Below are 15,069 nucleotides of genomic sequence, written 5' to 3'. Positions count from 1 at the left end.
TGCTGAGCAATAGGCATTCGACCGGAGGCTGCCACGCACGGGTAGCCTGGGCAACCGTGAGGTGGGAATGAACGATCCGCGTCGACCAGAGTGGTCTGACCCGACGCAGTCGGCCACCAGCGGCTATCCGCCGAACTCCGATCCCGCCTACTCCGGTCAGTATTACGGACCCGGCTACGGGGCGCCCGGCTATGGACACGGCGTGCCGCCGACGGCGCAGCCCACCGAACAACTGCCGTCCTACTGGCACCAGGGCGGGGGTTATCCGCCCAACGAACCGCCGCAACCGCCGCCCGGCCCACCCAAATCACCCAAGTGGTTGTGGATCGCCGCCGCCGTGGCGGTGCTGCTCGTGGTCGGGTTGGTGATCGCCCTGGTGATCGTGACCAGTTCGGCCCGGGAGACGACGGTGGTGGCGCCGCTACCGCCGTTGTCCGAGACGACGTCTGTACCCCGTGCCACCACATCGATCCCGACGACGACGCTGTCCCCGGGGCCGACGACGACCGGTACGCCGAGCACGCCAACGGTGCCCGGTGGGGGCACCACCAGCCCGACCGGAACCGACACCGTCGTCTACAACGTCTCCGGCGACGGCCGCGCGATCAACATCACCTACGTCGACACCGGCGGTGTGATGCAGACCGAGTTCAATGTGATGCTTCCGTGGAGCAAAGAGGTCAGCCTGCCCGCCCCGGCCCGCACCTCGGCCAGCGTCGCCGTGGTCAATGTCGGGCGCGATGTGACCTGCAGCGTTTCGGTCAACGGCGCGCAGGTGCGGGAGCGCACCGGCCGCGGGCTGACGATCTGCACCGGCGCGGGCTAACCAGTTCGGGCGTGATTGGGCACCTTCACGCCCAGCATGCCCAGCAGGCCGACGGCCAGTACCACGCACAGCCCACCCAGCCCGGCGCGGTCTGCGTGGAAGGCGTCGACGAATACGAAGAACAGCCACGGCGCGAGGAACGACGCCGCCCGCCCGGTCATGGTGTAGAGCCCGAAGGCGACGCCCTCCTTACCGTGGCTGGCCATCCGCAACAGCACGGTGCGCGCCGATGTCGTGACGGGGCCGACGCAGAAGGCCAGCAGTAGCCCGCACACCCAGAACACGACCGGCCCGGACAGCGACAGTAGCGTCACGCCGACGGCGATCATCGCCGTCAGCGAGGCCACGATCACGGGCTTGCCCCCGATCCGGTCGTCGATATGACCCCCGAGCACCGCACCGAGGGCGGCCATCGTGCTGGCGATCACCCCGAAGATCAGCACGTTGGCCGGCGAGATGCCGTAGACGCTGACGCCGAGCACCGCGCCGAAGGCGAACACCCCCGCAATCCCGTCCCGGAAGATCGCGCTGACGATCAGGTAGTAGACCAGGTTGCGGTCACGCCGCCACTCGCCCCGCAGATCGTTCCACAGTCGTCGATAGCCACCGAGCAGACCGACGGCGGCCAGCGGCTCCGGCTCCGGCGCCGGCGCCAGGGCGTGGGCGGTGATCAGCAGCGGCAGCGCGAGCACGACAAACCATGCGGCCGCCATCAACATCGCCGCGCGCACGTTCTGACCGTCCTCGACGGGGATGCCGAGCAGTCCGCGGTCGGCGCCGCTGCCGACGATGAACATGGTGAAGATGACCATCAGGAGCACGACACTGCCGAAGTACCCGGCCGCCGCACCGATGCCCGAGATCCGTCCCGAGTTCTGTGGGGTGGTGAGCTGCCGGAGCATCGCGTTGTACGGCACGCTGGCCAGGTCACCGCACGCCGCGGTGAACGCGAGCAACACCAGTCCCATCGCGAAGTAGGCCGGTTCGGCGCGGATCAGGCTCATCGCGGTGGTGGAGACCGCAGCCAGGGCGGACAGGATGATGAGTGCGGCGCGGCGCCGGTGGGGCGCCTGCACCAGTACACCGATCAGCGGGGCGACAACCGCGACGGTCAAGCCCGCGATCGCCAGAGCACGGCCCAGCCAGCTGGCCGGCGAGGTGCCACCGGGCAGGCCCTGCCCGACGGTACTGGTCAGGTACACCGAGAAGACGAAGGTCGCGACGATGGCGTTCATGCCGGTGGAACCGCAGTCCCAGAGCGCCCAGGCCAGAACCTTCGACCGGCCGGCGGTCGAGGCAACCGACGGGGGCCTGCTCATGCGGGTCAGACTAGCCAATTCCCCAAGTCGCTCCGCTCCTGCCCGCCGTATCTACCCCCCTCTACGATGGCCGCATGCCAGTACCCGCACCCACACCGGACAGCCGAGCCGTCGTCACCGGCGCCTCTCAAGGCATCGGTGAGGCGCTGGCCACGGAACTCGCCGCGCGTGGCCACCACCTGATCATCACCGCACGCCGCGGCGACGTGCTGGACGAGCTGGCGTCACGGCTGACCGAGCGCTACGGCGTCACCGTCGAGGTACGGGCGGTCGATCTCGCCGACCCGCAGGCACGGACGGCGCTGGCCGACGAACTGGCCGGACGCGATATCTCGATCCTGTGCGCCAACGCGGGCACGGCCACGTTCGGACCGGTGTCGAACCTGGATCCGGCCGCCGAACGGGCGCAGGTTCAGCTCAACGTCCTCGGCGTGCACGACCTGGTGTTGGCGGTGCTGCCGGGGATGCTGGCCCGCAAGGCCGGCGGAATCCTGATCTCGGGCTCGGCGGCGGGAAACTCCCCGATCCCCAACAACGCCACCTACGCGGCGACCAAGGCGTTCGCCAACACGTTCAGCGAGTCGCTGCGCGGCGAGCTGAAGGGCTCGGGTGTTCATGTGACGCTCCTGGCGCCCGGGCCGGTGCGCACCGAGCTGCCCGACCACGCCGAGCAGTCACTGGTGGAACGGCTGATTCCCGACTTCCTGTGGATCAACACCGAATACACGGCGCGGATCTCGCTGGATGGGTTGGCGCACAACAAGATGCGCGTCGTTCCCGGGGTGACGTCCAAGGCGATGTCGGTGGCCTCCGGGTACGCACCGCGCGCCATCGTCACACCGATCGTCGGCGCCGTCTACAAGAAGCTCGGCGGCGATTGACCTCTCGCCTCTCGCCCAAACCGACATTTGGCAGCGAAAGTGCGAGTGAACACCAACATTTCGTCGATCTCGACGTCTTAGTGCCTAGCGCCTCCGGCGGCGTCCCGTCCCGAAGATGCTGCGGGTGATCTCGCGGCCGATCACGGTGCCCGCCGAGCGCATCGCGCTCTTGAACGCCGGGCTGTTCATCACCTGGTCGAGCACGCCCGGCTCGGCCTTCTCGGGCTTGGGCATCGGCGGCAGCTCGATACCGGTCGGCGGCAGCGGCGGAAGCTCGACCGGCTCCTCGGGCGGCGGCGCCAGTCTCGACGCCAGCATCTCGTAGGCGGATTCGCGGTCGACGGTCTGGCCGTACTTCGCGAACAGTGGGCTGGCCACGGCGGTGCCCTTGATGACGTCGGGTCCGATGGTGTCCATCAAGGACTGCGGCGGGCGCATCCGGGTCCACGCCACCGGGGTGGGCGCGCCACGTTCGGAGAGCACCGTGACGACGGCCTCGCCGATGCCCAGGGAGGTCAAATCGGTAGCCAGGTCGTAGAACTGGGTCTTGGGATAGGTGCGCACCGTCTTGGACAGCGCCTTCTCATCGTCGGGCGTGAACGCCCGCAACGCGTGCTGGATGCGCGCACCCAGTTGGGACAGCACGTTGGTGGGCACATCCGTGGGCAGCTGGGTGCAGAAGAAGACGCCGACGCCCTTGGACCGGATGAGTTTGACGGTCTGCTCCACCTGCTGCAGGAATGCCTTGGATGCATCGGTGAACAGCAGATGGGCTTCGTCGAAGAAGAACACCAACTTGGGCTTGTCGATGTCACCGACTTCCGGCAGGAAGGTGAACAGGTCGGCCAAGACCCACATCAAGAACGTCGAGAACATCACCGGCCGGGCAGCCTGGTCGCCCAGCTCGAGCAGGGTGATCACGCCACGACCCTGTGCGTCGACCCGCAGCAGATCAGCCGGGTCGAGTTCGGGCTCGCCGAAGAACGTGTCACCGCCATCGGCCTCGAGGTTGACCAGCGCCCGCAGGATGACCCCCGCGGTCTGCCGCGAGACCCCGCCGATGGTCTTGAGGGTCTCCTTGCCCTCGTCGCCGGTGAGATAGGTGATCACCGAGCGGAGGTCCTTCAGGTCCAGCAGCGGAAGGCCCTGCTGATCGGCCCAGTGGAAGATGAGACCCAGGGTCGATTCCTGAGTTTGATTGAGCCCCAGCACTTTAGATAGCAGAATGGGACCGAATGCCGAGATCGTGGCGCGCACCGGGACACCGAGACCGCCGGTGCCCAGCGACAGGAACTCGACGGGGAACGGCGCCCCGGCCCAGTTGTCATAGCCGGTGTCCTTGGCTCGTTGCAGGATTCGGTCACTGGGTTCCCCCGGCCGCGTCAGGCCCGACAGGTCACCCTTGACGTCGGCCATCATCACCGGTACCCCGGCGGCGGAGAGTTGCTCAGCGATCACCTGCAACGACTTCGTCTTGCCCGTCCCGGTGGCCCCGGCGACCAATCCGTGGCGATTCATCATGGCCAGCGGGATCCGAACCTGCGCGGTCGGATGAACTGCACCGTCGATGATGATCGAGCCGAGGTCGAGCGCCGGGCCGGTGACCGCGTAACCGGCGGCGATCTGCTGGGCAGGAGTCGCGCTCGATTCGCTCGTCATCGACCGACCTCCGTCGTCGCTCAGGTGATGGCCGCTACGACACTACTGGGCCCGCTGGGCTTAATGTTGAGCGCTGTGCGCGAAGAATTGGTGTGGATCGACTGCGAGATGACCGGCCTCGACCTGCGGACCGACAAGCTCATCGAGATCGCCGCCCTGGTCACCGACGCTGAGCTCAACGTCCTCGGGGACGGCATCGACGTGGTGATCCACGCCGACGACGAAGCATTGGACGGCATGATCGAGGTGGTCGCCCAGATGCACAGCCGGTCCGGGCTGACCGAGGAGGTCCGCGCGTCGACCATCGACGTGCCGGCCGCCGAGGAACTCGTCATGGACTACATCCGGACCCACGTCAAGCAAGCTAAGACCGCGCCGCTGGCCGGGAATTCGATCGCCACCGACCGCGGTTTCATCGCCCGGGACATGCCGACGCTGGACTCCTATCTGCACTACCGCATGATCGACGTCAGCTCGATCAAGGAGCTGTGCCGACGCTGGTATCCGCGGATCTACTACGGCCAGCCGGAAAAGGGTCTCGCGCACCGGGCGCTGGCCGATATCCAGGAGTCGATCCGCGAGCTGATGTACTACCGACGCACCGCTTTCGTGCCTCAGCCGGGGCCGTCTACCAGCGAGATCGCCACCGCGGCCGCCGAGATCGACCACCCCGGCGACGCGGATTCGGCCGCAGAGGCACAGAGCGGCTAGTATCGACGACGCTGCTGCCGTCCTTGCGATGGCGTCCAGCGATGGTGGCTGTAGTTCAGTTGGTAGAGCACCAGGTTGTGATCCTGGCTGTCGCGGGTTCGAGTCCCGTCAGCCACCCGGCAGGTCAGGCCCCGTTTTCGGGGCCTGACTTTTTTCTTGCCCTTAGGTCACCGTTGGGGCGGCCGAACAGCGAAACGGTAAGGATTCGATCTGATTCTCGCACTTAAGCGGGACAATTATTAGGTTGGGGGTTACTCTCGGGTAATAAGCTTCATGGCTTAGCTGGGGAGGGCTGAAACATGGACGAAGATCAGCTCAGAATCAGACCCGATGAGTTCGCTGAGCAGACCCGGTGCATCGAGGTCTGGGCTGACCGACTGGATGCCTTCGTCGCGGCACTGGACGCCATCGACGCCGACGATCCATTCGACTTCTGTGCCGATGCCTGGGAGATCTGGCAAAGTGCTGTCACTGCAGATCCGCCGCCCGAAACCAACCCAGCCGCGCTGATTGCCCTCGGCGGCCTCAACGCGGTGGCACACGCCATGACATCATCGACGCTCGACTACTACCGCACGCCCGACGCCCGAGATCGCAAGACGCTCGCGGCCGTGAACTCGTCGCTGAAAGCTTGTCTGAGCAAACTCCGGCACCAATCGGCGCGATGGCTGCGAGAGGGTTTGCCAGCGGCCGACGAAATAGCGGCACGGAGTGCCGCTTTGGTAACAAGTCTTCAGGCCACCACCGCACCGGGCGCCGCGCCGATTTCGGACGCCGGAATCGTGTTCGACAAGGTGTGTGCCCTCACCGACGCGGAGAACAAGCGGTATCGGGAGGCCTACGACCGGCTACGGCGCATGCTGAACCGGCAGTCGTTGCAGCGGATCACCGATGAGAGCGACGCCGTTTCCGACGTCGTGGCGAGTATCGTCCTCGATCTGCAGGCCAGCCGGGGCTCGACATTCGACGAGAACCTCATGTCAGAACGCACGGCCAGGATCAGATCGGCCCTGCTGGCCGTGACCGGCGCGCTGCGCAACCATCGAGAGCAATCGGTCAGGGCCGCGACGCGGACGTTCGGTCATGGCAGCGGGGAGGCCAAGGCGGTTGAAAGACTGTTCGACGACATGATCCAGTCGTCGTTCGAGTACCGCTGGCTCAGCGAGCTGCACGAGCCACTGCAACGCGATGACGGCCGAGCGGTGAAATATGAGTTCACCCCTCGGCGGCACGGTGAGCCGGAGGTCGCCGTCCACATGAATCGGGGCTACATGGCGCAGTTCACCAAGTCCAATCAGTGGCTCGGGCGCGACGAGTTGACGGTGATGAGCCGCGATCCCAGCGTGCTGGACATGATCAAAGCGATTCAGCCCGAGGTGAATTCGCTGCAGGGGCAGCTGGACAGGATTCTGTATCCCAACGTCGCCGACGACGTCGCGGCCGTGCGGCAACTGCTCGATCGATTCGGCGGCCAAAAGGGCTTGGATGCGTTGCAGTCCGCTCCGGGTGCGTCGCAAGAGCCCTGGATGCCCCCGCACCTGTCGCCGCGCGTGCTGTCCTTCGTGCAAACGTACGAATAGCCCCCAGCCGCTGTAACGCAACTCACCTCGCGCCGATCGGCAAACCCACACGGTTCAAAGTACGGTCAAGTGGGTATAAGGCCACTTATCCTGCGGAATCCCGCAGCGACGGTACTGGCGTCCGGGGGGGACACAGTTGCGAAGGGACGCGCTGACATGAGTATTCGAGTAGTGGCAGACTCCGGCGAACCAGTTCATCCGGGCATCTGGGTCGACCGGCTCGACGCCTTCATCGCGGCCCTCGATGCGGTGGACGCTGACGATCCGTCAGACTTTTGCGAGCAGGCCTGGGACATCTGGGAGAGCTCGGCCATCGCCGACCCTCCGTCGAAGACCCACCCCGCAATGCTGATCGTTCTCGGGGTGCGGCAGGCACTGGCGAGCGTGATGGCGTCCACTTACCGCGTCAGGGCGGACGTCGAAGATCGGCTCACGCTCTCTGATGCGCATGCCGCGCTGACCGAAGAGCTCAACGCCGTCCGACGCGAGTGCGAGCGCTGGAATCTCGAAGGCCTGCCCTCTGCCGCCGAAGTCAGGGCACGCAGCACAAGCGCCGCAACCGGCCTGCACGCCGCTGCGAAGCGCTCGGCGTAGCCCGCTCTCCAGTCGCTTACCGGCGCGGGATTTTGTCCCCGAACAGGCCCAGGGCGTTGTCGCCGGCGATCTTGCGGCGGACGTCGTCGTCCACCTGCAGATCCCGCAGGAACTGCGCCCCATCCACGTTGTCGTCCATCGGGTAGTCGACCGAGAACATCAACCGATCGGGCCCCATCACCTCCAGGGCGCAGGCGAAGGTCGTCGGGCTGAAGTTGCCGCTTGTGGTGATGTGGAAGTTGTCGCACAGATACTGCGACGGGCGTTTCGCCAGCTGTCCCCCGTCGTCACCACCGCCCAGTCCGTAGTACCGGTCGAGCCGGTAGGCCGCATACGGCAGCATCTCCCCCAAGTGCCCCAGGATCATCTGCAGTCGCGGGAACTTGTCGAACAAGCCGGAGTAGATCAGGCGCAGCGCATGGGTGCCGGTTTCCGCGGCAAAACCCCACGACGCAAGATGCAGGCCGTCTTTCACATACGGGGCGAACCAGGCGTCCATCACCGCCGGGTGCGGGGTGGTCGGGTGCAGGTAGATGGGCACACCCAGGTGCTGTGCGCACTCGAACAGACCCAGATAGGCGGGATCATCGAGGTAGCGGCCGCGGGTGTGCCCGTTGATCAGTCCACCGACCAGGCCCAGTTCCTCCACCGCCCGTTCCAGCTCGGCTGCCGCCGCGTCGGGTTCTTGGGTGGCCAGGGTGGCGAACCCGCCGAAACGGTCCGGGGTGGCCCGCACCGTCTCGGCGAGGTCATCGTTGGCGCGCCGCGCGTTGTCGACCGCGCGGGCGGTGTCCTCGTCCTCCTGGACGCCGGGATCGAACAGCGAAAGGATCTGGAAATCGATTCCGGCGGCGTCCATCTGCTCCAGCCGCAGCGATCCGCGGTCGTAGAGCCGCTGGTACGCGGTGGGGTTATGGCTCTGCAGCCAGGTGGCGACGACGTTGCCGCTGCTGGGCGGGTTCCACGCGTAGTGCTCTTCGAGTGCGATCAACACGCTCGCGACTCTAGGCGCTGGCGTTGCCCGCTTTCCACTGCGACCACGGAACGTTCCAGTCGCCCAGACCTTCGGTGCCCGACAGGGTGGAGCCGACGGTGTTGTGCACCTCGACGATGTCACCGCGCTTGGTGTTGTTGAAGAACCACAGCGCATTACTGGGGCTGACGTTCAGACAGCCGTGGCTGACGTTGGAGTAGCCCTGCGCCCCGACCGACCACGGCGCGGAGTGCACGTAGATGCCGCTGTAGGACATCTGCGTCGCATGGTCCACCTCGGTGCGATATCCGTTGGGCGAGTTGGACGGAACACCATAGGTCGACGAATCCATGATCATGTGGGAGAACCGGTCACCGATGATGTAGACGCCGTTGTCGGTGGGCGTGCTGTTCTTGCCCATCGAGATCGGCATGGTCTTGACGATCTCGCCGTTGCGCCGGACGGTCAGCGTCTTGGTGTCGTCGTCGGCCGTCGCGATCACCTCGTCGCCGATGATGAAGTGGGATGTCAGGTTCTGCTGGCCGAACAGCCCGTCGCCCAGATCGACGCCATAGGTGTTGACCGCGACGTCGACGGTGGTGCCCGGCTTCCAATAGTCCTGCGGGCGCCAGCGCACCTCGCGGTTGTTCAGCCAGTAGAAGGCGCCCTCCACCGGCGGGTTGGTGGTCACCTTGATCGCGCGCTCGGCGGCAACACGATTGGGGATGTTCTCGTCGAAGCGGACCGCGATGGGCTGCCCCACCCCGACGACCTCACCGTCACCCGGCAGCAGGTACGGCATGGTCAGGTTCTCGGGTGACTGTGTCTCGAAGCTCAGGTTCTCAGTGGTCACGCCGCCCAGACCCAACGACTGGGCGCGCAGCGTGTAGCTCTTGTTGTAGCCCAGCGGTTCGCTGGTCGACCACGTCACGCCGTCGGCACTGAGCTGTCCGTCCACCTGATTACCGGCCTCGTTGACCATGGACACCGAGCCCAGCACCCCGCCGGAGGCGGTGACCGTCACCGGCCGGTCCAGCGGCACGTCGACCGCACCGTCCTTGACCGACGCCATCAGCCGGGGAATCAGCAGGTCACCGTAGGGCGTCCCCTTGTCGGCGATGACCTTGACCGGGGCGGGTGTCGGTTCACTGCTGCACGCACCGAGCCCGATCACGAGTGCCGGAAGGAGCACGAATGCGGCCAACCGGGTCCGAAACCGCGACTGGGTTGCCGAGCCGACCTGCCACATAATCGCTCTCTGTCTCGCTAGCTGTGCAAACGCTGGGGATGATTGGCAATAGTCTAAGGGAATACCGGCGCCGGTGACGACTACACAGGTCAGCAACTCAGAGCGAGTCTCCAGCGGAATTTCATGTTCGGCAGTGGTGTTTGTTATTGTCGCTGTCGCGGTTCACGCGCCGTTAGCTCAGTTGGTAGAGCAGCTGACTCTTAATCAGCGGGTCCGGGGTTCGAAACCCTGACGGCGCACAGGTCAGGCGGTGTGTACAGGCGTTTACTGTACACACCGCTGTACACACAGGGCGGTTTGTCGGCCGTAGGATCAGGCCATGACCGCCGCAGCGACCATCGACATGCCAGACCTGGTGCCGCTGGGTGGGCGCTTCCTGCCGTCCTACGTCAGCATCGACCAGGCCACCGGCACGCTGTCGCTCTGCATGCCCGAGGTCGGTGGAAGCTTCAGCCCCACGATCCGCCGAAGCGAGATGCCCGACGGCAGCGTTGAGTGGGGCATGGAGATACATTGGCCGTCGAAGGATATGCGGGTGCCCGGCCGCCACTATTGCGCCGAGTACACCGACTTCCCCTACCGCGAGTACGGGGCCGAGATCGTCACCGATCCCACCGTGTATCCGCTGTCGGAGCTTCAGTGTGTGGTAGGCGACGACGACGGGGAACCGATGTCGGAGTTCGCGTTCTTCGGGAACTCAGGCTTTGAGGCCTTGAATGACTGGGACCGCATCGACGTCCACAGCTACGAAGCACACGAGGGCGTCACGTCGGGTCACGTGTGGCGGTTCGTCGACGGCGGCGTGATCATCGGCGACGTCGAACTCCAATGGTGAAGCTGCTCCTGGTGTGCAGCTGGCTCGGTCACGCTGGCGAGTGGGACTGGAGCAGCCCCGACCACGGCCTCGTCGCGGTGTCAGTGCGGTGCCGTCGATGCGGACGCTCCTACCGAACTTGGTCGCCCGGTGATCCGCTTCCGACAGCATTCCGGAATCGACCATGCTGAAGCTGTTCCTGGTGCTGATCGCCGCGTGTGCTGCGGCGGAGTGGTTCTGGTGGATCGTCGGCACCGTCGCGGTGATCGTGCTCGGCGTGTACGTCGCGAGGGGATATCGCGCCGCGGCGGCCGAGGACCGCGCAGAGAGAGCATCAGCGCGGCGGCATGCCCGGGAACTCGCGGCCCGCGCCGACGAACAGAACGCGCTCATCCTGGCCGGCGACGATCGCGGAATGTACGGCGAGAACCGGCCAGCAATTACCGCGCAGAGTGCGCCCGCCCAGTCGAGTGTCGAGAAGGGGTCGCGTCACCATGTGGCGATGGGCGATGTGGACGTCGAGAGCTGATTGCCCGTTGAGCAGCCGAACCGCTCGATTGAGCGGCCGGTGCTGCGTGACCTACCGAACGCACTCGTGCCGGCGTGATGTCGGGCTCCTCCGTCGCGGTGTCTGGAACGGTGTAAGTGACATCGGGGCCGCCGACACCGTAGGGGGCCGGGACGTGCCGTACCGAAGGGGCGGGCGCCGGTCAGATCCTCGATGCCGTTGTCCAGGCCAGTCGGTATCGAGATGATCAGGTTCCTGGCGAATGCGGTCGGGTCAGGAAAATACGTTGTGTCCCAGGCCGTCGGCACGCCAGGGCTAACGGTGCGGTCGTAGGCCGATTCGATGATCACACGCAGTGGAGCGTCCAGCGCGTCGGCCAGTGCGTGTCCCATGGGCCCAAAGGTCTCCAGAGGCACCAGGAGCGGCAATATCGGAGTGGAGATCAGGTAGTAGTGGGTGTCGCCGTATTGGCCTTGATCGACGACCGCCGGCTGGGTGAGGCTGCGGGCATCGTAGGTGACGTGTTGTTCCAACCCGACATAGGCGTTGAGGGCGGCCAGCAGGTTCAACGGATTCAGCATGTTGTCCGCGAGGCCGTCGTACTGGGTTGCGATATCGACTGTCGCGTACTGAGTGTCGGTCGGCGGCGGTGTTGGATCCGTCTCGTTGATGGGCGTTCCGAACAGCAGGTGGGTGATGATGCCTGCCGTGTCACGCATCGCGAGACCACCATTCGGCCGGGCATTGCCGATCACCACGAAAGAAACGTCTGGTCCTTCGCCCGGCGCGTACATCGCCGCCAGCGCTGACTTTTCCGCCATAGCAATTCCCGCGCTCTGCGAATAGCCGAAGACGATGAATGTGTCCGTCACCGACGGCGGCAGGGATCCGACGTCCTGGTTGTAGTCGCAAATCGTTGAGGTGATGCACGAGTGCAGTGCGGCCACACCCTCGGCGACCGATTCATCGACATCGTCGTCGTCCTCGGGGGTGATGGCAGCGACCGTGTTGTATGGCCCGGACGGGATCCCACCTTGGCGATCCGACGCCGGGGACACAAACCTGTCGACCGCATCAGCTAGGTACTGCTCGATGAATGTGACGGTGTCGGGCGGTGTTGATAGCGGGTGTCCGGTACCTCCCATTGCCAGGACAGTCGTGGCGGCTGCTCCGGAAGGTGCCGTGGCCAGGGCTAACACCAGCGCGGCAGCGCATGCCGTTCCTCGCATGAACCCCGCACTCCTCCCACACGAATAATTTGCTGCGAGGCTAGGTTACGCGGGATCATTTCGGCACGCGTAGTCGACCACTCTATTTTTCTGTGATTGCTACCCACATACGACGAAATCGCCCCCTCAGCCCGAAGGCCAAGGGGGCGATCCCGGAGAGCAGGTGTCAGGCTACGGCATGCACCGGCGGCCAGCCACTCACTCTCGTCTCGTATTCGTGGGTGTGATCTGTTGCTTCATGGCCGACAGCTCGCCCTCGATTCTCTGATCCGCTTCATAACGCTGGCGGCTCTCGTGTTCCAACCCCAAGCGCATGTGCCATACCGTCCACATGAGCCAGTCGAAGTCCCGGCGGAACACGCTCTTGTGTCCGTTCTTCATCTGCTTGTTCGTCTCGTCGACTCCGCGCTTGAGCCGGAAGTATCCCGCCGCGACGAACATGAACGCGATGCAGATCATCGCCCAGGTGGCCAGCCCATACCAGTCGTGCGCGACGTCGTTCGGTAGGTCGGGCATGAACTCGCGGCCGAGCGGACCAGCGAGGAAGCTGAGGACGAGCAGCGTCGCGGTCACCGCTTCAGGCCGGCCACCTTGGCGATGGCCTCGTCAGCGGCGTCGATCACCGTGTCCACCATTGCCGTTCCCAGGCCAGGGAGCACCGCCGCCGCGACCTGGGTGACCGTCTGGAGGTCGCCGACCTTGGCCGCGGCATCGTTCGCGATCTGCTGCAGGTCGCCCTGGACGCGTGTCACCGGGTTGACCGGCTCAGGCTCAGGCGCCGGGTCGAACACGCCGCCGACTCGCTGCCGCTTGGTCTTGGCGCCGGCGGTTCCTGCAGCGGCCGTGCCGGTGAGGATGCCCGCCACGGCGATAATCGCGGCGATCCACTTCGACACGCCACCCTCAGCCAGGGCGGCGCCGATGGCCGGGCCAGCCAAGGTGAACACTGCCGCGGCCTTGTAGCGGTACTCGCGGATCTGAGCTCTCTGTGCCTCGTTCATGCTGCCTGTCCTTTCAGTTGTTCCTTGATTTCTGCGACGGTGATGCCCTTGATGGCAGCGAGCACCGCGCACGCTTGGTTGACGGCGAATGGTGCGTCGCCGAAGATGCCCCGGCCCGCCGCCGTACGCGCGACCCGGAACAGGGCGTCCGCGTCGCCGAGGCGGGCCTGCTTCTCGACGTAGTCCTCATGGTTGCCGTGAGCGTCGATCGCCCGCAGCATGTTGATGAGGAGGACGTCGTCCTCGCCGGGTGTGGCGTAGATCGACAGCGATTTGACCTTCAGCGTCGTCAGGGTGGCCATGAGTTCCTCCTCGGAATCGGTTTCAGTGGCGATGGCAAGCAGCAGCTCGCCGAGAGAGTTTGCGGTGGCGTAGCGGGCTTTCCGATCGGCGAGCCCGTTCAACCCGCCGTTGATATAGCGGGTGGCCAGCTCAATATCCCGTGCGTCGGAGGCGTCGTTCATCCGGCGCTGGGTGGTCCAGTACCACGTCGTGCCCACGAAGGCGTACTCATCGGTGGCCAGCGCACCCGGGTTGTCGACGAAGAACGTCGGCGTCGGCACCAATCCCTTTGCGAACGCCCACGACGACAACTCGGAGTAGTTGTGCCGGCCGGTGATCTGGATGAAGTCGCGGCCCTTGAACCGGACCCCGTCGCCGGGCCGGATGTTGCCGAGGTCGATCCGGCCCTCGTAGGCGGCACCGGATGCGACCTCCTCCTGGTAGCGGAATCCGGCCGACTCGTGGCCCACCTGTGCGAACCACATCGCGCGCCGCGGGACAGTGCTGATGGCGCCCTCGTCGAAGCACCGCACGACACCGGGAAGCAGCGCGGCGACCCGAGCCTCGTCGACGGAGGTTGGAGCGATCGCGCGCATCAGAATCGACAGTGCGCTGCCGGTGACAGGGGTGGTGACCACGCCACCGCCCGACGGCCGATACGTCGAGAAGCCGCTGGGCAGAATGAACTTGGCGATGAACTCCAGGCAGATGTCCTGGTGCTCGTACGTGCCATAGCCCATCTGGAAGTGCATCGAGTCTTTCGGGCTGTTCCAGTCGTTGCCCCACCAGACAAGCTGGATGCCCTTGTAGGTGAAGAACTTCAGCACATCGCGCACAGCCGGTTCCTGCTCGCCCGGCACCAGGTCCGAGCCGTGCCAGCCGGCCAGCGCGACACCCATTGGGTGATCGGACCAGTTGTAATCCGTTGCGGTCCCGCCAAGATGGTTCGAGGTCGGAACGCTGTTAGTGCCGGTCCAACCGCCCTCATCGGAGCCGCCGCGGCTGTTGTAGGCCGACTCGACGAACTGGTTGATCGCGGCCAGGAACGCCTTGAGTATCGTGTTCGGGATGCCGCGCTGCAGCGGAACCACGATGTTAGTTCCGGGGATCGGGCTCCTGTCGAGTTCGTCAGGACCGCAGGCTGGCCAGCCGTTCTCGGTATACCAGGTCATGGAAAATCGACCCCTCTCTTTGGACGCTGCACACGCCGCCGGTGTGCAAACGGGGCGTGCGGGGGAATGGTTTTAGAGTTGGCCGAGGATTAGGCGTGCCAGGGCGGCTCGGCGGTGTGGCCATCGCGCCGAACCGTTGCCGAGGCCGTACATCTCGTGGCCGGGGTGATCGACGATGCGGCGCTCGCAGACGGTGCAGATGTCTTCGGGGAAACCCTCGTTGTTGTCGGGGTCGTCCATCCCGATCCGGTCGAGGTGGTGAAGCCACACG

At 65.5% G+C, this 15,069-nt stretch carries 16 protein-coding genes and 2 tRNA genes; 9 read left to right on the top strand and 9 right to left on the bottom strand.

What is annotated here, in order from left to right:
• Positions 1-67 precede the first annotated feature (67 nt).
• Entirely contained in the window at positions 68-826 is a 759-nt protein-coding gene (locus tag ORI27_RS14230) for an MmpS family transport accessory protein (protein ID WP_265997524.1), read from the top strand.
• On the opposite strand, the gene ORI27_RS14225 is transcribed toward ORI27_RS14230, so the two are convergent.
• Positions 823-2,145 carry an MFS transporter gene (locus ORI27_RS14225; RefSeq protein ID WP_265997523.1) on the bottom strand — a complete coding sequence of 441 codons (1,323 nt, stop codon included), beginning with the start codon at positions 2,143-2,145 and terminating at the stop codon, positions 823-825. The two genes, ORI27_RS14230 and ORI27_RS14225, sit on opposite strands and share 4 nt — an antisense overlap.
• A gap of 74 nt (positions 2,146-2,219) precedes the next feature.
• On the opposite strand from ORI27_RS14225, the gene cmrA reads away from it, so the two are divergent.
• Positions 2,220-3,026 carry a mycolate reductase gene (cmrA, locus tag ORI27_RS14220; protein WP_265997522.1) on the top strand — a complete coding sequence of 269 codons (807 nt, stop codon included), beginning with the start codon at positions 2,220-2,222 and terminating at the stop codon, positions 3,024-3,026.
• Between the two features lie 84 nt (positions 3,027-3,110).
• Here the strand turns inward: cmrA and ORI27_RS14215 are convergent, their stop codons facing one another.
• Positions 3,111-4,685 carry a helicase HerA-like domain-containing protein gene (locus ORI27_RS14215; protein WP_265997521.1) on the bottom strand — a complete coding sequence of 525 codons (1,575 nt, stop codon included), beginning with the start codon at positions 4,683-4,685 and terminating at the stop codon, positions 3,111-3,113.
• 75 nt (positions 4,686-4,760) lie between these two features.
• Here ORI27_RS14215 and orn point away from each other — a divergent pair, with 75 nt between their 5' ends.
• The 4 genes from orn to ORI27_RS14195 all read left to right on the top strand — a co-directional run bounded on the left by orn (position 4,761) and on the right by ORI27_RS14195 (position 7,570).
• On the top strand, positions 4,761-5,396 hold the full coding sequence (gene orn / locus ORI27_RS14210; RefSeq protein ID WP_265997519.1) for an oligoribonuclease: 636 nt from the start codon (positions 4,761-4,763) through the stop codon (positions 5,394-5,396).
• A gap of 44 nt (positions 5,397-5,440) precedes the next feature.
• A tRNA-His gene (locus tag ORI27_RS14205) sits at positions 5,441-5,513 on the top strand.
• 182 nt (positions 5,514-5,695) lie between these two features.
• The gene (locus tag ORI27_RS14200) at positions 5,696-6,976 is read left to right on the top strand and encodes a hypothetical protein (protein WP_265997518.1); all 1,281 of its coding nucleotides are present in this window, start codon (positions 5,696-5,698) and stop codon (positions 6,974-6,976) included.
• A 156-nt stretch (positions 6,977-7,132) separates the two neighbouring features.
• Positions 7,133-7,570 carry a hypothetical protein gene (locus tag ORI27_RS14195; protein WP_265997517.1) on the top strand — a complete coding sequence of 146 codons (438 nt, stop codon included), beginning with the start codon at positions 7,133-7,135 and terminating at the stop codon, positions 7,568-7,570.
• Positions 7,571-7,586: 16 nt separating this feature from the next.
• Here ORI27_RS14195 and ORI27_RS14190 read toward each other — a convergent pair whose 3' ends face one another.
• Both ORI27_RS14190 and ORI27_RS14185 read right to left on the bottom strand, forming a co-directional pair.
• Positions 7,587-8,564 (bottom strand): amidohydrolase family protein, encoded by a 978-nt coding sequence (locus tag ORI27_RS14190; RefSeq protein WP_265997516.1) that lies wholly within the window; start codon positions 8,562-8,564, stop codon positions 7,587-7,589.
• 10 nt (positions 8,565-8,574) lie between these two features.
• On the bottom strand, positions 8,575-9,792 hold the full coding sequence (locus ORI27_RS14185) for a L,D-transpeptidase (RefSeq protein ID WP_265997515.1): 1,218 nt from the start codon (positions 9,790-9,792) through the stop codon (positions 8,575-8,577).
• A gap of 166 nt (positions 9,793-9,958) precedes the next feature.
• Between ORI27_RS14185 and ORI27_RS14180 the strand changes: the two genes are divergently transcribed.
• From ORI27_RS14180 to ORI27_RS14170, 3 genes are all read left to right on the top strand, one after another.
• Positions 9,959-10,031, top strand: a tRNA-Lys gene (locus ORI27_RS14180).
• Between the two features lie 80 nt (positions 10,032-10,111).
• Positions 10,112-10,627 carry a hypothetical protein gene (locus tag ORI27_RS14175; protein ID WP_265997514.1) on the top strand — a complete coding sequence of 172 codons (516 nt, stop codon included), beginning with the start codon at positions 10,112-10,114 and terminating at the stop codon, positions 10,625-10,627.
• Between the two features lie 163 nt (positions 10,628-10,790).
• Positions 10,791-11,135, top strand: coding sequence for a hypothetical protein (locus tag ORI27_RS14170; RefSeq protein WP_265997513.1), 345 nt, complete (start codon positions 10,791-10,793; stop codon positions 11,133-11,135).
• Here ORI27_RS14170 and ORI27_RS14165 read toward each other — a convergent pair.
• The 5 genes from ORI27_RS14165 to ORI27_RS14145 form a co-directional block, all read right to left on the bottom strand.
• Positions 11,096-12,259, bottom strand: a complete 1,164-nt coding sequence (locus ORI27_RS14165; protein WP_265997512.1) for a PE-PPE domain-containing protein — start codon at positions 12,257-12,259, stop codon at positions 11,096-11,098. The two genes, ORI27_RS14170 and ORI27_RS14165, sit on opposite strands and share 40 nt — an antisense overlap.
• Before the next feature lie 282 nt (positions 12,260-12,541).
• Entirely contained in the window at positions 12,542-12,916 is a 375-nt protein-coding gene (locus ORI27_RS14160; RefSeq protein WP_265997511.1) for a hypothetical protein, read from the bottom strand.
• Complete coding sequence (locus ORI27_RS14155) at positions 12,913-13,344, bottom strand: hypothetical protein (RefSeq protein ID WP_265997510.1); 432 nt, start codon at positions 13,342-13,344, stop codon at positions 12,913-12,915. Before ORI27_RS14155 ends, ORI27_RS14160 begins: the two co-directional genes overlap by 4 nt.
• Entirely contained in the window at positions 13,341-14,798 is a 1,458-nt protein-coding gene (locus tag ORI27_RS14150; protein ID WP_265997509.1) for a M15 family metallopeptidase, read from the bottom strand. The genes ORI27_RS14155 and ORI27_RS14150 overlap by 4 nt, the downstream gene beginning before the upstream one ends.
• A 72-nt stretch (positions 14,799-14,870) precedes the next feature.
• A complete protein-coding gene (locus ORI27_RS14145; protein WP_265997508.1) occupies positions 14,871-15,068 on the bottom strand; it encodes a hypothetical protein in 198 nt (65 codons plus the stop codon).
• Between the last annotated feature and the right edge of the window lies 1 nt (position 15,069).

The organism is Mycobacterium pinniadriaticum (assembly GCF_026242045.1).
GTDB classification, from domain to species: domain Bacteria; phylum Actinomycetota; class Actinomycetes; order Mycobacteriales; family Mycobacteriaceae; genus Mycobacterium; species Mycobacterium pinniadriaticum.
The sequence above is the reverse complement of the archived record's forward strand: the minus strand, read 5'-3'. Positions and strand labels throughout refer to the sequence as shown.

What these genes read in the sequence shown, in the direction of transcription:
- ORI27_RS14215 (WP_265997521.1), bottom strand. Translation starts at nt 4,685, where the DNA reads ATGACGAGCGAATCGAGCGCGACTCCTGCCCAGCAGATCGCCGCCGGT.
- ORI27_RS14175 (WP_265997514.1), top strand. Translation starts at nt 10,112, where the DNA reads ATGACCGCCGCAGCGACCATCGACATGCCAGACCTGGTGCCGCTGGGT.
- ORI27_RS14150 (WP_265997509.1), bottom strand. Translation starts at nt 14,798, where the DNA reads ATGACCTGGTATACCGAGAACGGCTGGCCAGCCTGCGGTCCTGACGAA.
- ORI27_RS14155 (WP_265997510.1), bottom strand. Translation starts at nt 13,344, where the DNA reads ATGAACGAGGCACAGAGAGCTCAGATCCGCGAGTACCGCTACAAGGCC.
- ORI27_RS14165 (WP_265997512.1), bottom strand. Translation starts at nt 12,259, where the DNA reads ATGGGAGGTACCGGACACCCGCTATCAACACCGCCCGACACCGTCACA.
- ORI27_RS14200 (WP_265997518.1), top strand. Translation starts at nt 5,696, where the DNA reads ATGGACGAAGATCAGCTCAGAATCAGACCCGATGAGTTCGCTGAGCAG.
- ORI27_RS14170 (WP_265997513.1), top strand. Translation starts at nt 10,791, where the DNA reads ATGCTGAAGCTGTTCCTGGTGCTGATCGCCGCGTGTGCTGCGGCGGAG.
- ORI27_RS14185 (WP_265997515.1), bottom strand. Translation starts at nt 9,792, where the DNA reads ATGTGGCAGGTCGGCTCGGCAACCCAGTCGCGGTTTCGGACCCGGTTG.
- ORI27_RS14225 (WP_265997523.1), bottom strand. Translation starts at nt 2,145, where the DNA reads ATGAGCAGGCCCCCGTCGGTTGCCTCGACCGCCGGCCGGTCGAAGGTT.
- cmrA (WP_265997522.1), top strand. Translation starts at nt 2,220, where the DNA reads ATGCCAGTACCCGCACCCACACCGGACAGCCGAGCCGTCGTCACCGGC.
- ORI27_RS14195 (WP_265997517.1), top strand. Translation starts at nt 7,133, where the DNA reads ATGAGTATTCGAGTAGTGGCAGACTCCGGCGAACCAGTTCATCCGGGC.
- ORI27_RS14230 (WP_265997524.1), top strand. Translation starts at nt 68, where the DNA reads ATGAACGATCCGCGTCGACCAGAGTGGTCTGACCCGACGCAGTCGGCC.